The organism is Prosthecobacter sp., assembly GCF_044226605.1.
Classification (GTDB): Bacteria; Verrucomicrobiota; Verrucomicrobiia; order Verrucomicrobiales; family Verrucomicrobiaceae; genus Prosthecobacter.
This window is the reverse complement of the sequence record NZ_JBGAGS010000024.1, coordinates 1-21,913: the sequence shown is the minus strand read 5'-3', so window position 1 is coordinate 21,913 and position 21,913 is coordinate 1. Positions and strand designations below refer to the sequence as shown.

The window sequence follows — 21,913 nt, the reverse complement described above, 5'->3', positions numbered from 1 at the left end:
CTCATGAAGCCCATCCAATCCATCCTGCCGCTGTTGGCCCTCTCCTCCCTCCACGCGGACATGGTGGATACCGGCGCGGATTTAAAAGCACTGCCATCTGTCCCCTCCGGCTACGAAGTCTCTCTCTTCGCGCAGGAGCCGCTCGTCCGCCAGACCTGCTCCATGGCCTTCGATGCCAAAGGCCGCCTCTGCATCGGCATGGGTCCGCAGTATCGCAATCCCAAGCCCGACACCCCCGGCGACAGCGTCGTCATCGTCACCGATGAAAACGGCGACGGCAAAGCCGACAAAACTCACACCTTCGCCACCGGCTTCAATGCCATCCAGGGCCTCGCCTGGCATGGCCGCGATCTGTGGATCGCCAATTCACCCGACCTCACCGTCGTGCGCGACATCGATGGCGATGACGTGGCCGATGAATACATCAAAGTCTTCACCGACCTCGGCAATCTCGAGCACGGTCTCCACGGCCTCGTCTGGGCACCCGATGGCCGCCTCTACATGAGCAAGGGCAACTCTAAAGGACTCAACGATCCCAAGAACCCAGACCGCATCGCGCCACCCCCCTTCCGCGAACTCTTCGGCCAGCCCACGCAAACGCCCGCAACCAAGCCGCAGACCTTCACCGCCGCCACATATAAACACACCTACCACGATCCCAAAGACGACTGGGGCCTCATGGGCGGCGTGCTCCGCTGCGATGACATGGGCGCCAATCTCGAAATCGTCTCCCGCGGCTTCCGCAATCCCTGGGACATCGGCATGGACGACGCCTTCAACTGGATCGGCACCGACAACGATCAAAACGAAGGCGACCGCGTCTTCATGCCCTTCCACGGCGCACACTTCGGCTGGAATCATCCCTGGAGCAGCTCATGGACCGGCGAAGACCACCTGCCCACCGTCCCCCTCAGTCACGATGTGTTTCACGGCAGCGGCACCGGCGTCACCTTCGGCGATCTCGGCTCGCATCACGGCGTCTTCTTCATCAACGACTGGCTGCGCAAAACCACCTTAATTTTCAAACCGAAATGGAACGGCGCACTCATGCAATGCGAAGGCGGCGAATGGGAACCCTTCATCTCCGGCGGCAAATCCCTCTTCCGTCCCACCGACATCTCCTTCGGCCCTGACGGCGCACTCTACTGCATGAGCTGGAGCCGCGGCTACGGCGCAGAGTACGATTCCTCCGGAAACATGACCAGCGAAGGCCGCGTCTATCGCATCACCGCAAAAAATGCAGCGAAGAACACTCTCCCCACCAAGCCCCTCAAAGATCAGTCCATCACCGAATTGATCTCCACCCTGGCCAGCCCTGTTCCCGCGCAAACCGTCGATGCTCAGGAGGAAATCATCCGCCGTGGCAACAGCGCCAAACAGGAACTCATCGCAGCCCTTCAAAGCGACAAGCTCACCACCCGCCAGCAAACCTGGGCCGCATGGGCCTTGGGCCGTTTGGGCGAAACCGCCTTCTTCGAGTCCGCCCTGCAAACACCCGGCAATCTTCGCATCCAATCCCTCCGCATCCTCGCCCGCGCCCCGCTCTCTCCCGCCGCCATCGCTCTGACCAAAGCCAACGACGCCCGCACCCGATTCGAAGCCGTTCAGGCTCTCTGGCAATCCCATCGCGCTGAAAACGTCCCCGCCTTGATCGAAGTCGCCGCAAACGAAACCGACCGCCTTACCTTCTACAGCGCCTGGCGCGCGCTGCGCGATCTCGCCGGCACCGCTAAGCTGAAGCAGCTTCTCACCGACTCACGCGGCGGCGTTCGTCGCGCAGCCCTCCTTGCCCTTCTCGAAGACGGCGCTCTCACCGAAGAAGGCGTGAAACCCCTTCTCTCAGACGCCGACAAAGAAACCCGCCATCTCGCCGAGCACTGGATCAAGATGAACACCGGCGCAGGCCAGAAGATCGAGCTCCGGGGCCTTGGCGTGAACACCGCCAACATCGCCCCCATCACCGGCACACCACCCGCACGCGAACCCATCACCACCCCCACCACGCTGGAGGCCGCCATGGCCGCGCTGCCCACCGCCGATGTCGAGCGCGGCCGTCTTCTCGCGTTGCATCAGGCAGGAGCGGGCTGCATTTTGTGTCATCACATCTCTGGACGCGGCAACCAGTTTGGCCCCGACCTCACCGGCATCGGCGACCGTGCAGATGCCAAGCACCTGCTGCAGTCCATCCTCGACCCCAGCGCCGTCATCACCGAAGGCTTCAATTCCCACGTCGTCACCACCGCCGCTGGCACACAAACCGGCGTGCTGCTCGACGAAAGCGGCCTCGCCGTCACCCTCGGCCTCATCACCGGCCAGCGCGCTCGCATCATGCGCGCAGACATCATCAAGCACGAGACCCTGCCCATCTCCGCCATGCCTCCCTTCAGCGCCGTGCTCAGCGCCCAAAACAGCGCCGACATCGCCGCATGGCTCCTCACCCAAAAAGCAGGCGCGAAGCAGCAGTCCAAAAAGTCCGATAAAAAGCCGGACAACAAAACCGCCGAAAAAAGCCCTCATAAAAAAGACGGCTCCGAAGTCACCCCCGTCCCCGACTCCAATCCCCTCCGCTTCCATGGCGATGCCGTGAAAGGTTTCTGCATCGAAGAACACGAAACCAAACTCCGCGTGCTCTACAACAGCAAGCCCGTCGCCGAATACGTCACTCGCCATCCCGATGTGAAGCGCCCCTTCTGGATGAACCTGCGCAACCGCGCCGGCGTGCAGCTCACCCGCAGCTTCCCACCTCAAAAAGAGGAACCCCAGGATCACCCCGACATGCACCCTGGCCTCTGGCTCGCCTTCGGCGGCATCAATGGCACCGACTTCTGGCGCAATGAAGGCCGCGTCGTGCAAGCCGAGATCAAAGACATCACCGATCACAGCTTCTCCGTCACCAACCGCTGGCTCAGCGCCAAAGGCGATGAAATCTGCCGCGACACCACCACCTACTCCTTCTCTCTCCAGGACAAAACCGTCGCCCTCCACTGGGACACCAAGCTCGGCAGCACCGACCACGACATCACCATCGCCGCCCAGGAAGAAGCGGGCATCGGCATCCGTTTGCCCGGCGCACTCTGCGTCAAAACCGGCACCGGCCACATCACCAACAGCAACGGCCAGCGTGATGAAAAACAATGCTGGGGCCAGCCCGCACAATGGTGGCGCTACGGCACCGACACCGCCGCCATCCGCATCACTCCCTCCGCCAGTGAATCCTCCCGCCCAAGCTGGAGCCACGCCCGCGACTACGGCGCCCTCGTCATCAATCCCACCGGCACCCCCGACGCCAAAAAGAAACCTACCCCATTCACCATCCCCAAAGGCGAAACGCTCCGGCTGGTGTATGACGTCACGCTCGAAAACTGATCTTCCGATCCATTCATGAAACAACGCCTGCTGCTTCTGCTGACCCTTTCTGTGTATTCCGTGTGTTCTGTGGTGAGATCCGCCGACCTCTTCGAAAAATCCAACCTCGCCGCCTGGTGCATCGTCCCCTTCGACAAAGCCAAACGCGGCCCCGAAGAACGCGCCGCCATGCTCGAAAAAATGGGCGTCAAAAAATTCGTCTATGACTACCGCAAGGAACACATCCCGCAGTGGGACGAAGAACTGAACGCCCTCAAAAAACACCACATCGAGCTCATGGGCTGGTGGTTCCCCACCACGCTCAATGACGAGGCAAAACAAACCCTCGAACTCTTCAAGCGCCACAACGTCCACCCTCAGCTCTGGGTGAATGGCAACGGCGGCGCCATCCAAGTCAAAGACGCGGCCGATCAGCAGACACGCATCGACAAGGAAGTCGCTCGTCTGCAGCCCATCTGCGAAGCCGCCGCCCCCCTCGGCTGCCCGGTCGCTCTCTACAATCACGGCGCTTGGTACGGTGAACCCGAAAACGCCATCGCCATCGTGGAGGCCCTGAAAGCCAAGGGCATCAAAAACATCGGCATGGTGTACAACCTCCACCACGGTCACGGCCATCTCGACCGCCTCGCCAAAATCCTGCCGCGCATGCTTCCGCATCTGCTCTGCTTCAACCTCAACGGCATGGACATCGACGGCGAAGCCAAAGGCCGCAAGATCCTCCCGCTCGGTGTCGGCACGGAAGATGTAAAGGTCCTGCGCATCGTCCGCGCCAGCGGCTACAGCGGCCCCATCGGCATCCTCAATCACACCAACGAAGACGCCGAAGGCCGACTCCTCGACAACCTCGACGGCCTCGCCTGGCTCATCCCGCAGCTCGACGACAATCCCCCCGGCCCCAAGCCCAAATACCGCACCTGGACCGACAAACCCGCCGCTCCCGCCGTCACCACCAAACTCACCGTCGTTGGCGAAAGCGTGCCCTCTCTCAGCAAGGAATTCGGCAATGCCCTCAAAGGCAGCTATTTCCAAAAGGACAACGAATCCTTCCGCTCGCTGCCCCTCACCATCGAGTGCCGCGCCAAGCTCACCGGCAAAGATCATTACAACATCCTCATCGCCTCAGACGCCAAATCCTCCGCCACCCACTGGGAACTCTACACCCACGCCAAGCGCGGCACCCTCGCCCTCTACATGCCCGGCCGCGGCGGCGACTTCGACTCCCAGGTCAACATCTGCGATGGCGAATGGCACGACCTTCACGCCAGCATCAGCGAAACCAACCTCATCCTCTGGATCGATGGCAAGCAGGTGCTGGAAAAGCCCATCAAACCCCTCACCGGCAACTCCACAGCAGGCGGCATCGCCTTCGGCAGCCTCGTCGATCACAGCATCGGCTGCGATGGCATCATCGATGACGTGCGCCTCTCACGCGGTGCCATGAAGCCGCGCAAGGGCGTCGGCGGCCCACGCCTGCGCATGGACAACACCCTCGGCCTCTGGGACTTCGACAACCTCGCAGCCCTCCTCCCGCCGCCCGCGCCGAAGCCCGCCGAATTCAAGCCCGACCTCAAACCCCTCCACCCCGAAGACAACGTTCACTGGCAGGAATTCGTAAACCGCGAGCGCGTCTTCGACTTCTACGGCAAGCAGGCTTTGCAGTTCATGAAGCAGAAGCCCCTGCCCGAACTCATCCCCCAGTTCCCCGGCCTCGATGGCGGCCAGCAAGGCCACTGGGGCAATCAAAACGACCAGGTCACCTGGAAAGACAACCGCTTCGCCACCAGCGATCACGGCTCGGTCTTTAGCGGCGTCTTCAAAGGTGCGGGGGTTACGATTCCGAAAGCAGTGTGCGTGCGTTATGATGATCAAGCCGCTGTCTTCGACCCTGATACTTTTACATTCCCGATCGTGTGGTCAGGGGGCTTTATCAAACTCAACGATGCACGCCACGGATTTATGGGCGGGGCTGCGATGGATGGAAAAGTCGTCAAAAAAATAGTCAGCGAAGGAACCGATGGCCCAGGTGTTTATCACGGCTTCTACCGGCACGGCAAAGAAGTCATTTTTTCGTATTCAATCGAGGGCCGCCCCTTCCTTTCCACCGCTAGAAACGAACACCAGGATCCTGAGAAGTTTGCCAAACTCATCCAAGGCGGCCCCGCCCAATGGCCCAAGTGGATCGAAACCAAAGGCAAGCTCGGCACCCAGCAGCCCTTCGCCACCGACACCATCGAGCTCCCTTTCGAGAACCCCTACGGCACCCTCTTCTTCATCACCGCCCACGACTTCTTCAGCGACGGCACCGCCGCCATCGCCACCATGACCGGCGAAGTCTGGCTGGTAAAAGGCATCGACGAGAAGCTCGAAAAGATCCGCTGGAAGCGCTTCGCTACCGGACTCCACCAGCCCCTCGGCATGAAGATCGTGAAGGACAAACTTTACGTCCTCGGCCGCGATCAAATCACCTGCCTGCATGATCTCAATGGCGACGACGAAGCCGACTTCTACGAGTGCATCACCGACGCCATGCAGACCTCCCCTGGCGGCCACGACTTCATCGTCGGCCTCGAAACCGACAAGGAAGGCCGCTGGTACTTCGCCTCTGGAAACCAGGGCGTTTGCCGCATCACCATTACCAATGGCTACCGCCCCGACGACAAGCTGGAAGTCCTCGGCACCGGCTTCCGCAATCCCGATGGCCTCGGCATTTCTCCAGACGGCCGCTTCCTCACTACCAGCGGTCAAGAAGGCGACTGGACTCCCGCCTCCTCCATCTTCCAGATCGAGCTCGACCACAATCTCGGCGCTCACTTCGGCGCAGGCGGCCCCAAAAACGGCCAGCCCCCCGAACCCGTGCTCCTCTATCTGCCACGCGGCGAGGACAACAGCGCCAGCAGCCAGGCCTTCATCTCCGGCGACAAATGGTCCTCGCTCAAAGGCGATGACAATTTCATCCACCTCTCCTCCGGTGGCGGCGGCGCCTGGCTCGCCATGCGGCAGAACGTCAAAGGCCGCTGGCAGGCCGCCGCGTTCAAGATCAGCGGCAACTTCGACTCCGGCCCGCAGTGCGCCCGCTTCAATCCCAATGACGGCCACCTCTACGTCAATGGCATGCAGGGCTGGGGCAGCTACACACCCAAGGACGGCTGCTTCCAGCGCGTCCGCTTCACCGGCGGCGAGAAACCCGTCCCCATCGCCTTCGAAGCCCGCGACAACGGCGTTGTCCTCCGCTTCAACCAGCCTGTCAAAGAAGCCGACACCGCCACCTGCTTCGCCCAATGCTGGAACTACCGCTACGGTGCCCAATACGGCTCCCCCGAATACTCCGTGAAATACGCCGACACCCCCGGTCACGACCCTCTCGAAGTCCACAGCGTGCAAAAGCTCGACGGTGGCAAAACCCTCTTCCTCGAAATCCCGCAGATCGTCACCGCCAGCCAGATCCATCTGCACCTGACCACCGGCCACGACATCTTCCTCACCGCTCACGCCCTGGCAGAACCCTTCACCGAATTCCCCGGCTACACCAAAATCGCCAAGACCAACCACGCCGCACAGATCGGCATGGAAGCGCCAAAATCCGCCAAGCCCAACCCCTGGGCCAAAGGCGAAGGCGGCCGCGAAGTGATCATCGAAGCCGCCCTCGGCCTCCAATACGTGCAGAAGAAGCTCACCGCCAAGCCCGGCGAAAAACTCACCATCGTCTTCAAAAACCCCGACGTCGTCCCGCACAACTGGATGCTCGCCAAGCCCGGCACCTTGCAAAAAATCGGCAACCTCGCTAACCTCATGATCACCGATCCCCAGGGCCTCGCCAAACACTACGTCCCCGACTCCCCCGACGTCCTCGCCTACACCGACATGACGAATCCCCAGTCCACCTTCACCATCCACATCACCGCCCCCAAAGAGAAAGGCGACTACCCCTACCTCTGCACCTTCCCCGGCCACTGGATGGTGATGAACGGCGTGCTGAAAGTAGAATAAAGTAGTCGAGAACTTTAGTTCACTCTGGCAAGCCTCTCAAAACCTCCAGCCGCAGCAAAAAGCGGAGCCGATTTGTTGCTCCCACACTGAACTTTCAGGCGTTTTTTCCGTCTGAAAAGGAACATGCTTCGTCTTCTGTCCCTCATCCTCCTCATGAGCCTCACGCTCAGGGCGGAGCAATGCCTTGTCATCGGCGACAGCCTCACCAAGGAATACGAAGCCGAATTCCCCGCCCTCTATCCCAACAATCCCGCCTCCTGGCAGGCACGAAACTGGATCGAGACCCTCCACCAGCACCGCACCGCCTGGTTCGATACCGGCACCTGGAGCACCTATTCCGACCCCCGCCTCACCGGCCACCGTTTCAACTGGGCCTTCCCCGGCGCCACCACCACAGACATCCGCAACCAGCTCAGCAGCATCTATAATTTCTGGTGGACCAACACGCTCAAGAGCCAGCTCCGCACCGATGTGCAGCGCGTGGTCATCTTCGCCGGCGGCAACGACGCCGACAGCTACTACGCCAACCTCTACAATGGCACCGTGGACGTCTCCGTCACCAATACCACCCTTGGAAACATCCAGTGGATCCTCAATTTCGTCCGCACTCAAAACGCCACCGTCCCCATTGTCCTCGTCAGCGTTCCCCACGTCGGCTGCACGCCGAAAATTCAAGCAGGCTACCCCACAGACCCCATTAAGACAGCCCGCGTCACCGCCGCCATGGACGCACTGAATGCCAACCTCGCCGCCTACGCCCAGTCACAAAACATCGGCTTCGTCCCCGACGTTTACGACTTCACCAAGGCGATCATCACCCAGCCCTTCCGCATCAAAGGCATCGAGTTTTATCGCATGGCAGATGCCGATGCTCGCACCCGCTACACCTTCTCCGGAGACGGCTTCCATCCCAACACCTGCGCCCACACCAAGATCGCGCAGATGGTCGTCGATGCCTTCAACGCCAAATATCCCTCCACCGCCATCACTCCGCTCACCGACGATTACATCATCTCCACCGTCCTCGGCCTCGATCCCAACATCCCCTTCACCGAGTGGCAGGCATCCTCAGGTCAAACCGGCAGCTTCACCGCCGACTCAAATAACAACGGCATCCCCAACGGCATCGAATTCGCCCTCGATCAGCCCGCCATGCCACAGCCCCAGTTTCAATCCGGTGCCCTCACCATGACCTATCGCCCCCGCACCGTTTTCACCGAATGGGGGACCATCCAGCCCCAGTCCTCCCCCGATCTCATCAACTGGACCAACATCCCTCCCGCACAAACCACCACCAACTACGACGGCACCATCACCGTCACCCCAGGCCTCGTCAGCAAAGGTTTCATCCGCCTCAAAGTAACCCCCGGAGGATAGGCCTCCGGCCTGTCATCACCTCGAGAGTTTCCGCCACCCTCTTTCCACACAGGCCTGATATCATGCCCCTTTGAAAACGCGTCTGCATTCTCGTCGCAGCCAACCGTTTCTCGAACATGCGTATTCATGCCGCACAAGGTGCTGTGACACCGGAGGCCGAGCGCACGATGCATTGCTGGGAGCGCTGGCATCTTGCCGGCTCCGGACGCGCGTCCATTGCTATGGCCATCTCTCTACCCGCACTTCTGTCCAGACTCGTTTTCAACCGTGTATGCGATAGAACCTCTCGCCACTATCAGTCAAAAATGCCCGTCCTGAATGACATCGGACAAGAATGGTTTCGTTGAGCTGCCCGCTACTCAGAAGCACCAAAGGTGCGGCCTATCGCAGCCCAGGGCCAGCGAGCCTCAGCGAGCGCCGCCCTGGGTAATTCATGCAATGCTGGGAAGCAAAGCCAGCGCTCCGCTACACAATACGGTCACCAGCAGCGTAGTCAAAACGCCTCGCCACACGCCTGCGCACACCGGTACCAACAACATCACCGCGCCCGGTTAACAATCGTTAACCGAGCGCCATAGATGCCGCCCTCCGCTACGCCGCCACCGCCGTCTGCCCCTGCTCTCCGAGTCCTTCGACTCCGAGCTCAATCACATCCCCCGGCTTCATAAACAGCGGCTCCGGCTTGAACCCCAGCCCCACTCCCGGAGGCGTCCCCGTCGTGATGATATCCCCCGGCAGCAGGCTCATGAACTGGCTCAGATAGCTCACCAGCGTCTTCACACCAAAGATCATCTGCGCCGTGCTGCTGTTCTGAATCGTCTTGCCGTTCAGCTTCAGCCACAGCTTCAAATTCTGCGGATCAGGAATCTCATCGCTCGTCGCCAGAAACGGCCCGATCGGCGCAAAGGTGTCGCAGCTCTTGCCCTTCACCCACTGGCCACCACGCTCAAGCTGCCACTCACGCTCGCTGTAGTCATTGTGCACGCAATACCCCGCCACATGGCTCATCGCGTCTGCTTCAGACACATAGCTCGCCTTCTTGCCAATCACAAAAGCCAGCTCCACTTCCCAATCCGTCTTCTTCGAATTGCGCGGAATCACCACATTGTCATTCGGCCCCACGATCGCGCTCGTCGCCTTGAAAAACACAATCGGCTCCGCCGGGATCGGCATCCCGCTCTCCTTCGCATGGTCGCTGTAGTTCAGCCCGATGCAGATGATCTTGCTTGGCCGCGCAATGCACGGGCCCAGCCGCGTGTCAGCGCTCACCGTCGGCGCAGAAGCCGCATTGGCCTTCGCCCACGCCGCCAGACGCTCCAGCCCATCGCCACCAAAAAACTTCTCATCATAGTCCCCACCAAAAGCAGACGCATCAATGCGGCGTCCATCCTCAAGCTGCAGGCCGGGTTTCTCTTCTCCAGGATTTCCAAAGCGGATCAGTTTCATGTTCGGTTGTTCAGTTCGTGTTTCTCAAATTCAATTTATCATTCGTCATTTCTTCTCGTGATCTTGCTGCTTCAGCGGATCACCTTCATGATTCGTGTAGCGGCCAATCAGCGGATACTGCTCCAGCTCCGCCACCGTTCCGGTGACAGGAAAGCTCTCGCGCCCCACCCAGTAAACGGCCGCTGCGGCAATGTCTTCCGGCATCAGCAGTCGTCCCATCGGCACCGCATACGCAGGCAGACGCTCCGGCCAGCCTTCACCGAGTCCGTCACCCAGCTTCACCTGATATTCGTTTTCCGTCAGCGTCCAGCCAACATTGAGCTGGTTCACCCGCACGCGATCCGTTCCCAGCGCATCCGCCAGATTCCGCGTCATCGTCATCAGCGCGCCCTTGGACATCGAATACGCCAGCAGGTTCGCCTGACCGCAATGCGCCAGCACCGAGCCAATGTTCAGCACCACGCCCTGGTTCTTCTTCAGCTCTGGCAGCAGCGCACGGATGAGCAGCATCGGCGCACGCGCATTCACAGAAATAATCCGGTCAAACATCGCCGCATCCGTCTCGCCAATGCGCGCGCGATTCGTCAACGCCGCATTGTTGACCAGTGCATCCACCTTGCCAAAAGCCGCGATCGCATCCTTCGCCAATTTTTCTGGATAGGCCGCATCCGCCAGATCTCCCTGGCAAAACGCCGCCTTGTCCGTGCCAAGTTCCTTGCACAGAGCCTCGCCTCGCGCCAAATCACGGCCATGCAGGATGACTTTGCCGCCTTCCGCGACAAAGCGCCGCGCCATGAATTCGCCGATGCCGGTCGTGCTGCCGGTGATGAGGATGACCTGGTCTTGAAGTCTCATGTTTTGTCAGGGTGTTTGGGTGAGTCGTCTTCTATGGCGAGCGCGCGCCGATGCTCAAGGCTGCACCTCCATCGCCTCAAAGAAAATGCGTCAGCGTTTCGCCAGCACATCTTCAATGCTCTTCATAATGTACGCGTTGTTTTTGGGCGACCTCTGATTCTCCTCCGACCACCGCTCATACCCCAGCTCCCGAAACGCCACATCATCCGCCCTGTCCAGCGCCTGCAGCACTTCGCGGATAAACTCCCAGCCCGTCAGTTTAAGATCTTTCAGCACCGGTGTCCCATCGGTATAGCGCATCTCTTTCACCCGCGCGAGCGCCGGCACTTCAGGTATCACACCTTCGTCATCAGCTTTTGCGGCGAGCGGATTCCAGAACTGGTCCGCCGCCTCATACGCCATCCCATACACCGCCGCCTCTTGCTCTTCCGGCAACGGCCACGCGCTCAAAATCTTCGCCGGTCCCAGCCCGCCAATCCCCAGCGCCTTCTCAGACCACCGTGCCGTCCCTTCGCTGTACCACTTGTTTTTAAAATACGTCACGCTGTTCTGGATCAGGTGAAAAAACTCATGCGCAGGGGTCAGATTCGTCGCCGCCTTCACCGACGTCGCCACCGTAAAGCTGATGCTCAGCGTCCCTTTCGGATCTCCGGCTCTGTTATACCGCTGCAGTTCATCATACGCCACGCCATTGGACTTCAGCACATCCTTGTGCCGAAAACTCACATCAATAAAACTCGCCGTGCGAAACCTCTCCGTCAGCAGCGGATCAGGAAAGCCCAGCACCTCCACAAACATCGTCCTCGCCGCCACGATCTGTGTCAGCAGATCCTCCACCTGGTCCGGCACCCCGCTCTTGTTCGCATCCGTGGCATCCACCGCATGCTGCCCCTCCAGTTGATAAAACACCCGGATCTTCCCCTCCTGATGCACATGCTTCACCGGCTCCTGCGCACGCAGCACAGACGCATGCCACAACACCATCACGATCATCATCCATTCAATGTTCTTCATGCCAAAATCCCCTTCACCACATTCCCATGCACATCCGTCAGCCGATAATCCCGCCCTTGAAAGCGATACGTCAGCAGCTTGTGGTCAATCCCCAGCTGATGCAGCAGCGTCGCGTTCAAATCATGCACATGCACCGGATCTCGCGCGATGTTAAAACAAAAATCATCCGTCTCCCCATACTGCACCCCTGGTTTGATGCCTCCGCCCGCCATCCACATCGTGAAGCAGCGCCCGTGATGATCACGCCCATGATTCGTTGCCTCCAGTTTGCCCTGTGAGTACGTCGTCCGGCCAAACTCCCCGCCCCAGATCACCAGCGTCTCATCCAGCATCCCACGCTGTTTCAGATCCCGCACCAAAGCCGCCGCAGGCTGGTCCACATCGCCGCACTGCAGCCGCAGATCGCTCGGCAGATTGTAGTGCTGGTCCCAGCCGCGATGATAAAGCTGGATGAACCTCACACCGCGCTCCGCCATCCGCCGCGCCAGCAGGCAGTTCGCCGCAAAGGTCCCCGGCTGCCTCGACTGCGGCCCATAATCATCCAGCGTGGCCGCACTCTCCCCGCTCATGCCCGTCAGTTCTGGCATGCTGCTCTGCATCCGAAAAGCCATCTCATACTGTGCGATCCGCGTCGCAATCTCCGGATCATGCTGCTGCGCCAGCTGCTTCCGGTTCAGCGCCGCAATCACATCCAGCTCATCCCTCCGCGTCACCGCATCAATGCTTGCCGGATTCGAAAGATACAAAACAGGATCGCCACTGCTCCGCAGCGCCACCCCCTGATGATTCGACGGCAGAAACCCCGAACCCCACAGCCTCGCATACAGCGGATCCGCCGGCCTCGCCGCACTACCACGAGATACCATCACAATAAAGGCTGGCAGATCGCTGCTCTCACATCCCAGCCCATAGCTCAACCACGCCCCAAAGCTCGGCCTCCCTGGCTGCTGATGCCCCGTCTGCAAAAACGTCACCGCCGGATCATGATTGATCGCCTCCGTGTTCATCGAGCGCACCACACAGATCTCATCCATGATCTTCCCCGTATGCGGCAGCAGCTCGCTCACCCACGCACCGCTCTGCCCCTGCTGCGTAAAGTTAAACATCGACGCCGTGATCGGCAGCGACTTCTGCCCGCTCGTCATTCCCGTCAGCCGCTGCTCCCCGCGCACCGAAGCCGGCAGCTCCTGCCCATGCAGCTTCTTCAGCCCGGGCTTGTGATCCAGCAGATCCAGCTGCGAGGGCCCGCCATGCATGAAAAGATAAATCACCCGCTTCGCCTTCGGCGCAAAGTGCGCCGCCGCTCCCGCATCTCCACGCATCAGTCCAGCCAGCGCCATGCCACCCAGGCTCAAACCCGAGTTGCAGATGAATTGCCGCCGCTGGAGAAAATCGTTCATCGCTTCGTGATCACCTCATCAAGATTCAAAATCGCATGCGCCACCACCGTCCACGAGCCACGCCGCTGCAGCAGCCGCTCCAGCAGCCGCCGCTCCTCCGCATCCGGCTCACGGCGCATCGCCGTCTTAAACATCCACACGAGGCGATCCCCCTGCCCTTCAGACCTCTTCGCCAAAGCCTCGGCCGCCTTGAGAAAAGTCTCATCATTCAGCAGCATCAGCGCCTGCAGCGGCGTGTTCGTGCTGGAGCGCCGCACCAGGCACTTCTCACGCGTCGGCCCGTCAAACGTCAGCAGCATCGGGTGAGGCGACTGCCGCTTCACATACGTGTACAAACTCCGCCTCCACAGCCCATCTCCCGTGTCCGGCACATAGGTCTCTTCCCCGTTATAAGACACCGCCTCCCACAATCCCGGTGGCTGAAATGGCTTCACACTCGGCCCTCCGATCTTCGGCACCAGCAGACCCGACAGTACCAGCGCCTGATCCCGCAGCATCTCGGCCGAAAGCCGCCCGCTTGGCCCACGCGCGAGCAACCTGTTCTGCGGATCATTCGCATCCCGCATCACTGAGCTCTGCCGATACGTCTTCGACATCACGATCATCTTCAGCATCGCCTTCACATCCCAGCCGCTCTCACGAAATTTCGCCGCCAGAAAATCCAGCAGCTCCGGATGCGTCGGCGCTTCGCCTTGAGATCCAAAATCATTCGGCGTCCGCACCAGCCCTTCGCCAAAGCACTGCTGCCACAGCCGGTTCACCGCCACTCGCGGCGTCAGCGGATTCTGCGCCGACACCAGCCATCGCGCAAAGCCTAGCCTGTTTCGCGGCGCATCCGCAGGCCACTCCGCCACAGCTACCGGCACACCCGCCTCCACCGCCTCCAGCGGCTTGTCATACTGTCCGCGCTCCAGCACATGCGCAGTGCGCGGCTTCTCCATCTCCTGCATCACCAGCACAGTTGGCACAGCCTCACGCACTTCTTTCTCTTTTTGCTGCGCAGCCTTCATGCGGCCTCGCACCGTTTGCTCAGACGCGTCCGCAAAATGATCAATGTAGTAGTCCAGCAGGATCTCACGCTCCGCAGTCACTCGCTTGGCAGCGTCCATTTCCACAATGCCCCGAATCCTCTCCGCCCAGAACCACTCGCCCGCCGCCTTGCCATCCAGCGCTCGCGGCACGATGCGCAGTTCATCGATCTTCCCATAAAATCCCAGCCCCGAATCCCGCCTTCCGATGCGCAGCGGCTCATCATTCGCGATGCTCCCGTTCAGCGTGTCGCGTCGCACCTCCAGCGTCGTTGGCTCTCCATCAAAAAACACCCGCAGTCCCGCCGCCTTCTGCGTCCCGTCATAGCTCACCACCACCTGGTGCCACGCCTTCTGGCTCAGCGCTTCCACCGTTGATACCTCGATCGCGCTCGCGCCCCAGCGATGCACCAAGTTCACCTGCACCCGCCCCTTCTGCCAGATCAGCTCCAGCCCCCGGCGATTCCCCTCGGGCTCGATCAACGAAAGCGGACAGCTCAGCGATCCCTCCGCATTCACCCACAACCCGATGCTCCACGCCCGGTCCGCATCAAACCCATTCACACGCCCCTCCACATGCTGCGTCGCATCAAACTTCGCCGCCTCATCACGGATGCCACGCTCAAACACCACCGTGGTTCCTTCCGCCTTCATCCCGGCACTCATCTGTCCGTTGAAATCCACATGCAGCACCGCAGGCGACGGCAGCTTCGGCACGGTCTCATCCGCATGCTTCTCCCACTCCGCAATCTTCGGCTTCAGCATCGCCTGCACCGGATCAAACGCCTTCGCCGCCTCTTTCGCTTTAGCGCCCAGCTCCACCAACTCCCTCTGCTGCTCCGTAGACGGCACCTCCATCAAAGGCGGCGGATTCTCCTGCTTGATCACCCCCTGCTCAGGCACGTTGTTAAAAAACGCAAACAGCTGATAAAACTCACGCTGTGAGATTGGATCAAATTTGTGGTCATGACACTGCGCGCAGCCCGCCGTCAGGCCCAGCCACGTCGTCATTGTCGTATCCACCCGGTCCACCACATACTCCGTGCGAAACTCCTCATCAATGCTCCCGCTCTCATTGTTCGCCATGTGGTTACGGTTAAATCCCGTCGCAATTCGCTGCGCCACCGTCGCATTCGGCAGCAGATCACCCGCCAGTTGCTCCACCGTAAATTGATCAAACGGCATGTTCGCGTTGAACGCATTGATCACCCAGTCACGCCACAGCCACATCTGCCGCGGCTTGTCGCCAAAGTAACCATTCGTGTCCGCATACCGCGCCGCATCCATCCAGCCTACCGCCAGGTGCTCACCAAAATGCGGTGACGCCAGCAGCTCGTCCACCGCCTCCTCATAGCTCGCAAACTTCTTCTCCGGCGGCAGCCCTGTCAGATCCAGCGCCACGCGCCGCACCAGCACCTCCGCATTCGCCTCCGGCGCCAAATTCATCCCCCGTTCCTTCAGCCCCTTCTCCACAATCTCATCGATCGAACTCCCCACCCCCTCCAAGCTCAGCGGTTCAAACGCCCAGTGCTTCTGATACTTCGCCCCCTCCGCCATCCACCGCTTCAGCTTCTCGATCTGCACACCCGTTAGCGGCTTGTTCGTCTCCGGCGGTGGCATCACCTCATCCGCATCATGCGAAGTGATCCGCTCCACCACCTCCTTCAGTTCACCTCCGGGAAGATCCAGCCTCAGCTTCGCCTTCCGCGCCTTCACATCCGGCCCATGACACGTAAAGCAATGATCCGAAAGGATCGGCCGAATGTCCCGATTGAACTGCACCCCCCCCGCCACCAGCAAAGAAGGCTGGAGCATGCCCACGGCAGCGATGGAGCACAGAAGTCTCATTTCATTTCTCCAATGCCCACGCGATGCCATTCAGCAAAAATCGCCTGAAAGCCGGCAGCTTAAAATCATCCCAATGCCCCATCGAGGTGTAAAACACCCGCGCCTTCTTCTCTCCGTACAAATGCGTCCACGCCACCGGCTCCGTCTCCGCGCCTGGCAGCGTTCCTTTCAGCAACGGTGTCGTCCCCTCTTGCAGCGGCGTGTTTTTATACAGCCCCCCATGTCCAATCAGTTCACTCACGGTGACTTCCTTCAAAATCGGATGCGTCTCTGCACCCGGCACCAGCGTGATCTTCGCCGGGTCTTTGCCGTAATGCCCCGTGTAGTTCCCACCCAGCACCTCGTGGTCAAACTCCTGCCAGATTGCCAGTCCCGCCTTCGGCTCCGGCTCCTTCGGACGCAGCGCAAAGCAATGGCTCGCCGTGCGAATCCCCACCAGCGGCTTCCCCGCCGCCAGATGCGCCCTCACCGCATTCACCACCTCAGTTGTCGGCGTGCGCCTTCTCACACTAATGAGCAGCAGATCCGCATCCTTCATCGCCTCCAAAAATCCCGGAAACTGGTTCTTATCCGTCGCATCCGCCTGCACCACCGTCACACGATAAGGCACCTCCTTCAAATCCTTGGCCGCAAACTCCGGCAGCGTCTCCCAGGTATGATATTCATCCTCACCAATTATGATGACGACATGCGCAGACTCCGCCGCTTGAAGCTGCCACCCCAAAACAACCGCAACAAAGATCAAGGCTCGAAAAACAAAGGATAGGTTCATAGGATTAAAAATCAGTTCAAGGTTTCGTCGCCGCTTGCAGTGCCGCCTTCGCCGCCGCCCACTCCGCGTTCGGCAGCGCCTCCCACACCCGCAGATGTCGGAAGCTCGCCTCCGTGCTCGCTCCCAGCATTAGGCTGTGCTTCGCCACACCGATCAGCGGATTGCTCAAAGTCGTGCTCTTCCCATCCAGCGTTCCCACCACCTCATCCCCCTTGATCTCCAGCACCACCGTGTGCCATTCGTTCAGCTTCACCTGCGCCTGCACTCGGCTCGCCGTGCCCTTCTCCCGCTGCTTCGTCGCAGGATTGATGCGCTCCGCATCATACGGAATCAAAAACAGCCCTCCCGGCCCGATGCTCAACGCGATCACATAGTCCTTCACATCCGTCGCCTTCACAAGCAGCGACCGATACTTGCGCCCCTCATCCGGCACATCGTTCAGCCTCACTTCGCACTGGATGATGGCATCCGTGAATTGAAACCCAAACGACGCCGTCGCCGGATGATTCGCCGTCGGACTTTCCATGCCCGTAAAGCACCCATCCGCCAGCTCCCAGTGCCCCGACTTCCCACCTGCTGGCCCCGCATTGTATCGCCAGCCGGTAAACCCGCTCGCAAATCCCACCGGCTTGCCCGTGACCGGCGCCAGCGGCGGCGTGAAGTCTTCGTTCACCAGCAGCTTGCCCCGCGTCGTCATGATCGTCTTCGGCAGCTCTTCAGCGGCCACCACAACACAGGTCCACGCGATCAATAAAAGAATGAGAGATGCTTTCATGAAAATATCTATCGGCTGAGGCTGCTCAAAACTTCCAGCGCCTTCGTTTCAAAAATCTTCTGCCACTCCGGCGCCACCAGCGTGTCGCAGTCCTCCTGCGCATAGCCCGTATTCAACCGCTGCTCCACCGTCGGCGTGTACCAAATATACCCATTCGTATATCCGGATACAAAAGCCCCCGCATCCTTCGCCGCCTTCTTGATGTTCAGCCCCACCTGCACCGTCACCTCGCCGGGAAACGTCACCAGCTTGAAATCCCCCACACGCAACCCGCACACTTCAGCATCCAGCGTCGCTTTTCCCGCTTCCTGCGTCTGCTTCAGGTGCATCTTCAGCAGCGCCATGTTGGCATTCAGCCGCGTCAGCCGCTCCATGATCTCAATGTTCGCCAGATAATTCTCCACGAGCACCCGGTTGTCCGCATCCAGCTGCGTGATCCCCTTCCGCCCCTGCGCCTCATCATGCAGATAGCTTTGCGAATAATGCGAAGGCGTCTCTGGCCACAGCTTGTGCTGCATCAGCAACGGCAGAAAGCTCTTAAAATTAATGTTCGTCGGCTTCAGCGCTGCCGTCAGCTTCTTCTGCTCCACTTCAATGCGTGCAATCCTCGCCTCATAATCCGCCGCACGCGGCACGCTGACCGTCTCATTGCTTACTCGCAGCACACCATCGCCCTTCATTTCAATCTTCCGCGTCGCAGCCAGCACCGTCGCACCCAGCATCGTTCCCAGCGGCTCCGCATCCGCCGCACGTGTCACCTCCTTGTACCGCACCGGATTGATGTCCCCGCCACAGCCCTGCACAAAAAACGCCATCGCTCCCGTCGCATCTTCAATCACCTTCGACGCAAAACCCGGATAATCCGCCGAGCACCCCTTGCTCGGCGGGTTCATGATCGGGTGGCAGGCAAACTGATACAGCACGGCCAGCGGCTCGCCATCATCACCATCCAGCCGCAGCACTCCAACCTGCGGATCGATCGGCCCCACACTCGCCACGGCTTCATCCAGCGGCATCGAGTACGCACGCCTCATGTCCACCATGCTGCCGTCTTTCATGTTCAGCCGCCGGTTTTCACTGATGCGCGTCTCCAAACCCACGCCACATCCGGCTTTCACCGGCACCAGATTCTTCACCGCTTCCTTCACTGCCTGAATAATGAGCGGCTCCAGATCACCACGCACAATCCCATGACAGTGGCTCGCATTCACCACCACATTCCCCGGCGCAATCCCCAGTTCCTCCAGCCCGCGCCGCACCGTCGCCATAAATCCATTCCCAATGCGCCCGATACCACCCACCGCCACCGCATCCAGCGTTATCAGCACCGCCGTTGTCTCTCCGCTTTTTAAAACAAGCGCCTTGGCAAAACACGGATCATTCACCGGTCCCGTGCGGTCCGTGATATCGACCTTCGCCACACCCGCGAGCATTTGAGCCCGGGCCGTGACCACACATGCGCACAAAAGGAGACAGATGATTTTCATGAATGTTTATTTCTGCAAAGTCCATGCCACCGCATTCAGCAGCAGCCGCCGCACATCCGCACTGCGCATGTCTTCCGGCGCACCTAGACTCGTATAAAACACCCGTGCCTTGCCCGGCCCATACGAGCGCGTCCACGCCACCGGCTGCGGCGGCGTACTGGCACCTTCCTGCGCCGCGCCGATCAAAATCGGCGTCGCATCCACAGCCAGCGGCAGCACCTTGTACATCGACTGATACCCTCGGATCTCCGCCACATTCACGCCCTCCAGCAGCGGCGTCTTGATCCCAGCCGGCACACTCACGCTGTACGGCAGCCCCTTCGTTTCATACCCGGTGTTCTCTCCACCCAGAACCTCATGGGTAAACTCCGGCCACGGCGCCAGACTCGCATCCACCACCTCGTTCGGCTTCGGCAAAAACGCATGATTCGCCGTGCGAATGCCCAGCAGCGGCTTGCCTGCCGCCAAGTGCGCCTTGATGGCCGCCATCTCCTCCTTCGGCGGAAAGCGCCTGCGTGAAAACAACACCAGCAAATCCGCCTCTTTCAGCGCCTCAATCAGCCCCGCAAAGTGATGCATCTGTGGCTTGTCCCCCTCCACAATCGTCACCTTATGCCCCAGCGGCCTCAGCTCCTTCTCCGCAAACTCCCTCATCGTCCTCGGCGCCTCATAGTTGTTCGGATCCTCAACCGTTATGATGACAATGTTCGCCGCGGAAGCAGCGCAAGTGAGCAAGGCTAGGCAAAACAATATCAGTTTCATCGCAGTGTATCCTATTTCAGTTTTTCAAACAGCTCCTCCAGCCCCGCCACGATCTTCGTCGAAGCGTCCACTTCCAGACACGCCGACCTCGCACGCCACGTCTCATACCCACCGAGCTTATGTTGCTCCGGCGTCGGCAGATAGCCATGGTAAGCATTCGCCAGCGACACCGTAAAAGTCTTGGGATGCCTCAGCTTCAAATCAAGGCCGATCTCCACAAACACTTCCGCAGGAATCGCCGACACTCGCAGCTCGCCAATCTTCATCACTTGCAACGGTGCGGACACCTCCTTCGGAAAATCCGCCAGCAGCACCGTCTCCCGTGCATACACCTGCTCCATCGTCTCCATGCGCGGAAACAGCTTCGACTGCTTCGTCACCGCTCGCGCCTTTTCCACTTCCGCATCTGTCGGGATGCGCAGCCCCAGCTTCATCTCCTTCTGCGCCACACCCAGCTCCACCCAGTCACGATACGTCAGCGTCTTGCACGCGCCCGCCACCGCCTGCGCCACATCATTCGCCACGATCTTGATCCTTCCATACGGCCCCTCCTTCGCCTGCCCTCCACGGAAGTCGATGTTGTTGATATCACCGCTCGTCCCGTTCGACATGATCCCCACAAACGGCGGATCCTGCCTGTCCGCTCCAAGAAGTTTGCCAAGTCGGTTCGCAAACGCCCCGTAGTAATCCGCCGAAATGTGCCCCGGCCCCACACCGCCCACATAGTGCAGCGAGTAGTTCGCATACAGTGCAATGGGTTTCCCTTCCACCGACTGCACGCTGATAAAGCTCACCTGCGGATCCGTCGGTCCCGCGGGCTCCACCAAGTTTGGATTGTTCACGCCCGGGTTCGTCTTCACCTGATCCGTCGTCACACCATGCGGTGTGGGTGGGATGCTCCCCGGCTTCATCTTCCACCGCCGGTTATACACATGCTGCGGCACATCCACCGTCCCCCACGCAATCTTCGCTGGCGCCAGGTTGTCCAGCGCACAGCGCATGCCGTCCGCCATCCGCCTCGCCAGAAACCGCTGATACATCGGGTTCGGTTCGCTCTGTCCCACCGCCTGCGCCGTGCCGCATGAATGCGAGTGCGTGGCGGACATCATCATGTTCTCCATCGGCACACCCGTCGCCTCATTCACCATCTTCTTCGCCTCATCAAAGATCCCCCGCCCGATCACACAACTGTCCGCCACCACCAGCACCAGCTTCGTCTTCCCATCATCCAGCGCCACGCACCGCGCATTCAGCTCATCATGGATGAACACCGCATTCCCATCCTGAAAGCCCCCGTTGATCGAGCTCCCCAGTTCAGGCGTGATGTTGCTCGTCGCCGCTCCCGCTCGGAACTCGGCGGCGTGCAGTGCGGAAACTACGGATACGACACAGCAAATGGTCAAAAATTTCATCCCAGTCGTACGGCTCCAAACGCCCGAACTTCATCAAATCAGTTCGCGGATCGGTTGTGCGCCGTTTTCCACGAGGTAATGCGGCCGCCCCTTCGTGTCGGTGATGGTCGTCGTGTTCACGTCGATGCCCAGATTCCGATAGAGCGTGGCAAAGACCTCCGGAAACGTCACGGGCCGGCTGTCTGCCTCACCACCCAGTCGGTCCGTTGACCCGATGACCTGGCCGTTCGGCATCCCGCCTCCAGCGAGCAGCGCCATCGCCACACGCGGCCAGTGATCACGCCCCGTCTGTTTGCTGATGATCGGCGTGCGTCCAAACTCACCCCACACCAGCACCGTGACGTCCTTGTCCAGCCCGCGTTGATGCAGATCCTCCACCAGCGC

General features: G+C 60.2%; 14 protein-coding genes. 3 read left to right on the top strand and 11 right to left on the bottom strand.

Going from position 1 to position 21,913, the window contains the following annotated elements; genetic code table 11:
• The first annotated feature begins 3 nt into the window (after window positions 1-3).
• The 3 genes from ACILSO_RS26410 (at window position 4) to ACILSO_RS26400 (ending at window position 8,730) form a co-directional block, all read left to right on the top strand.
• On the top strand, window positions 4-3,366 hold the full coding sequence (locus tag ACILSO_RS26410; protein ID WP_395740480.1) for a PVC-type heme-binding CxxCH protein: 3,363 nt from the start codon (window positions 4-6) through the stop codon (window positions 3,364-3,366).
• A gap of 15 nt (window positions 3,367-3,381) precedes the next feature.
• A complete protein-coding gene (locus ACILSO_RS26405) occupies window positions 3,382-7,353 on the top strand; it encodes a LamG-like jellyroll fold domain-containing protein (protein ID WP_395740479.1) in 3,972 nt (1,323 codons plus the stop codon).
• Between the two features lie 123 nt (window positions 7,354-7,476).
• Entirely contained in the window at window positions 7,477-8,730 is a 1,254-nt protein-coding gene (locus ACILSO_RS26400) for an SGNH/GDSL hydrolase family protein (RefSeq protein WP_395740478.1), read from the top strand.
• Between the two features lie 591 nt (window positions 8,731-9,321).
• Here ACILSO_RS26400 and ACILSO_RS26395 read toward each other — a convergent pair.
• The 11 genes from ACILSO_RS26395 to ACILSO_RS26345 all read right to left on the bottom strand — a co-directional run.
• Window positions 9,322-10,176 carry a fumarylacetoacetate hydrolase family protein gene (locus ACILSO_RS26395; RefSeq protein ID WP_395740477.1) on the bottom strand — a complete coding sequence of 285 codons (855 nt, stop codon included), beginning with the start codon at window positions 10,174-10,176 and terminating at the stop codon, window positions 9,322-9,324.
• Window positions 10,177-10,221: 45 nt separating this feature from the next.
• Complete coding sequence (locus tag ACILSO_RS26390; RefSeq protein ID WP_395740476.1) at window positions 10,222-11,031, bottom strand: SDR family NAD(P)-dependent oxidoreductase; 810 nt, start codon at window positions 11,029-11,031, stop codon at window positions 10,222-10,224.
• Between the two features lie 90 nt (window positions 11,032-11,121).
• Window positions 11,122-12,045 (bottom strand): hypothetical protein, encoded by a 924-nt coding sequence (locus ACILSO_RS26385; protein WP_395740475.1) that lies wholly within the window; start codon window positions 12,043-12,045, stop codon window positions 11,122-11,124.
• On the bottom strand, window positions 12,042-13,445 hold the full coding sequence (locus ACILSO_RS26380) for a DUF1501 domain-containing protein (protein WP_395740474.1): 1,404 nt from the start codon (window positions 13,443-13,445) through the stop codon (window positions 12,042-12,044). Before ACILSO_RS26380 ends, ACILSO_RS26385 begins: the two co-directional genes overlap by 4 nt.
• Window positions 13,442-16,321, bottom strand: a complete 2,880-nt coding sequence (locus tag ACILSO_RS26375; protein WP_395740473.1) for a DUF1553 domain-containing protein — start codon at window positions 16,319-16,321, stop codon at window positions 13,442-13,444. The genes ACILSO_RS26380 and ACILSO_RS26375 overlap by 4 nt, the downstream gene beginning before the upstream one ends.
• Before the next feature lies 1 nt (window position 16,322).
• Window positions 16,323-17,093, bottom strand: a complete 771-nt coding sequence (locus ACILSO_RS26370) for a ThuA domain-containing protein (RefSeq protein ID WP_395740472.1) — start codon at window positions 17,091-17,093, stop codon at window positions 16,323-16,325.
• Window positions 17,094-17,109: 16 nt separating this feature from the next.
• Window positions 17,110-17,868, bottom strand: a complete 759-nt coding sequence (locus ACILSO_RS26365) for a hypothetical protein (RefSeq protein WP_395740471.1) — start codon at window positions 17,866-17,868, stop codon at window positions 17,110-17,112.
• An 8-nt stretch (window positions 17,869-17,876) separates the two neighbouring features.
• Window positions 17,877-19,355: a hypothetical protein gene (locus ACILSO_RS26360; RefSeq protein ID WP_395740470.1), complete on the bottom strand. Its 1,479-nt coding sequence runs from the start codon at window positions 19,353-19,355 to the stop codon at window positions 17,877-17,879.
• 6 nt (window positions 19,356-19,361) lie between these two features.
• Window positions 19,362-20,117 carry a ThuA domain-containing protein gene (locus ACILSO_RS26355; protein ID WP_395740469.1) on the bottom strand — a complete coding sequence of 252 codons (756 nt, stop codon included), beginning with the start codon at window positions 20,115-20,117 and terminating at the stop codon, window positions 19,362-19,364.
• Between the two features lie 11 nt (window positions 20,118-20,128).
• Window positions 20,129-21,529: a hypothetical protein gene (locus ACILSO_RS26350; protein WP_395740468.1), complete on the bottom strand. Its 1,401-nt coding sequence runs from the start codon at window positions 21,527-21,529 to the stop codon at window positions 20,129-20,131.
• Between the two features lie 33 nt (window positions 21,530-21,562).
• A partial coding sequence (locus ACILSO_RS26345; RefSeq protein WP_395740467.1) for a DUF1501 domain-containing protein occupies window positions 21,563-21,913 on the bottom strand: 351 nt, incomplete at its 5' end.

What these genes read in the sequence shown, in the direction of transcription:
- ACILSO_RS26410 (WP_395740480.1), top strand. Translation starts at nt 4, where the DNA reads ATGAAGCCCATCCAATCCATCCTGCCGCTGTTGGCCCTCTCCTCCCTC.
- ACILSO_RS26405 (WP_395740479.1), top strand. Translation starts at nt 3,382, where the DNA reads ATGAAACAACGCCTGCTGCTTCTGCTGACCCTTTCTGTGTATTCCGTG.
- ACILSO_RS26400 (WP_395740478.1), top strand. Translation starts at nt 7,477, where the DNA reads ATGCTTCGTCTTCTGTCCCTCATCCTCCTCATGAGCCTCACGCTCAGG.
- ACILSO_RS26395 (WP_395740477.1), bottom strand. Translation starts at nt 10,176, where the DNA reads ATGAAACTGATCCGCTTTGGAAATCCTGGAGAAGAGAAACCCGGCCTG.
- ACILSO_RS26390 (WP_395740476.1), bottom strand. Translation starts at nt 11,031, where the DNA reads ATGAGACTTCAAGACCAGGTCATCCTCATCACCGGCAGCACGACCGGC.
- ACILSO_RS26385 (WP_395740475.1), bottom strand. Translation starts at nt 12,045, where the DNA reads ATGAAGAACATTGAATGGATGATGATCGTGATGGTGTTGTGGCATGCG.
- ACILSO_RS26380 (WP_395740474.1), bottom strand. Translation starts at nt 13,445, where the DNA reads ATGAACGATTTTCTCCAGCGGCGGCAATTCATCTGCAACTCGGGTTTG.
- ACILSO_RS26375 (WP_395740473.1), bottom strand. Translation starts at nt 16,321, where the DNA reads ATGAGACTTCTGTGCTCCATCGCTGCCGTGGGCATGCTCCAGCCTTCT.
- ACILSO_RS26370 (WP_395740472.1), bottom strand. Translation starts at nt 17,093, where the DNA reads ATGAACCTATCCTTTGTTTTTCGAGCCTTGATCTTTGTTGCGGTTGTT.
- ACILSO_RS26365 (WP_395740471.1), bottom strand. Translation starts at nt 17,868, where the DNA reads ATGAAAGCATCTCTCATTCTTTTATTGATCGCGTGGACCTGTGTTGTG.
- ACILSO_RS26360 (WP_395740470.1), bottom strand. Translation starts at nt 19,355, where the DNA reads ATGAAAATCATCTGTCTCCTTTTGTGCGCATGTGTGGTCACGGCCCGG.
- ACILSO_RS26355 (WP_395740469.1), bottom strand. Translation starts at nt 20,117, where the DNA reads ATGAAACTGATATTGTTTTGCCTAGCCTTGCTCACTTGCGCTGCTTCC.
- ACILSO_RS26350 (WP_395740468.1), bottom strand. Translation starts at nt 21,529, where the DNA reads ATGAAATTTTTGACCATTTGCTGTGTCGTATCCGTAGTTTCCGCACTG.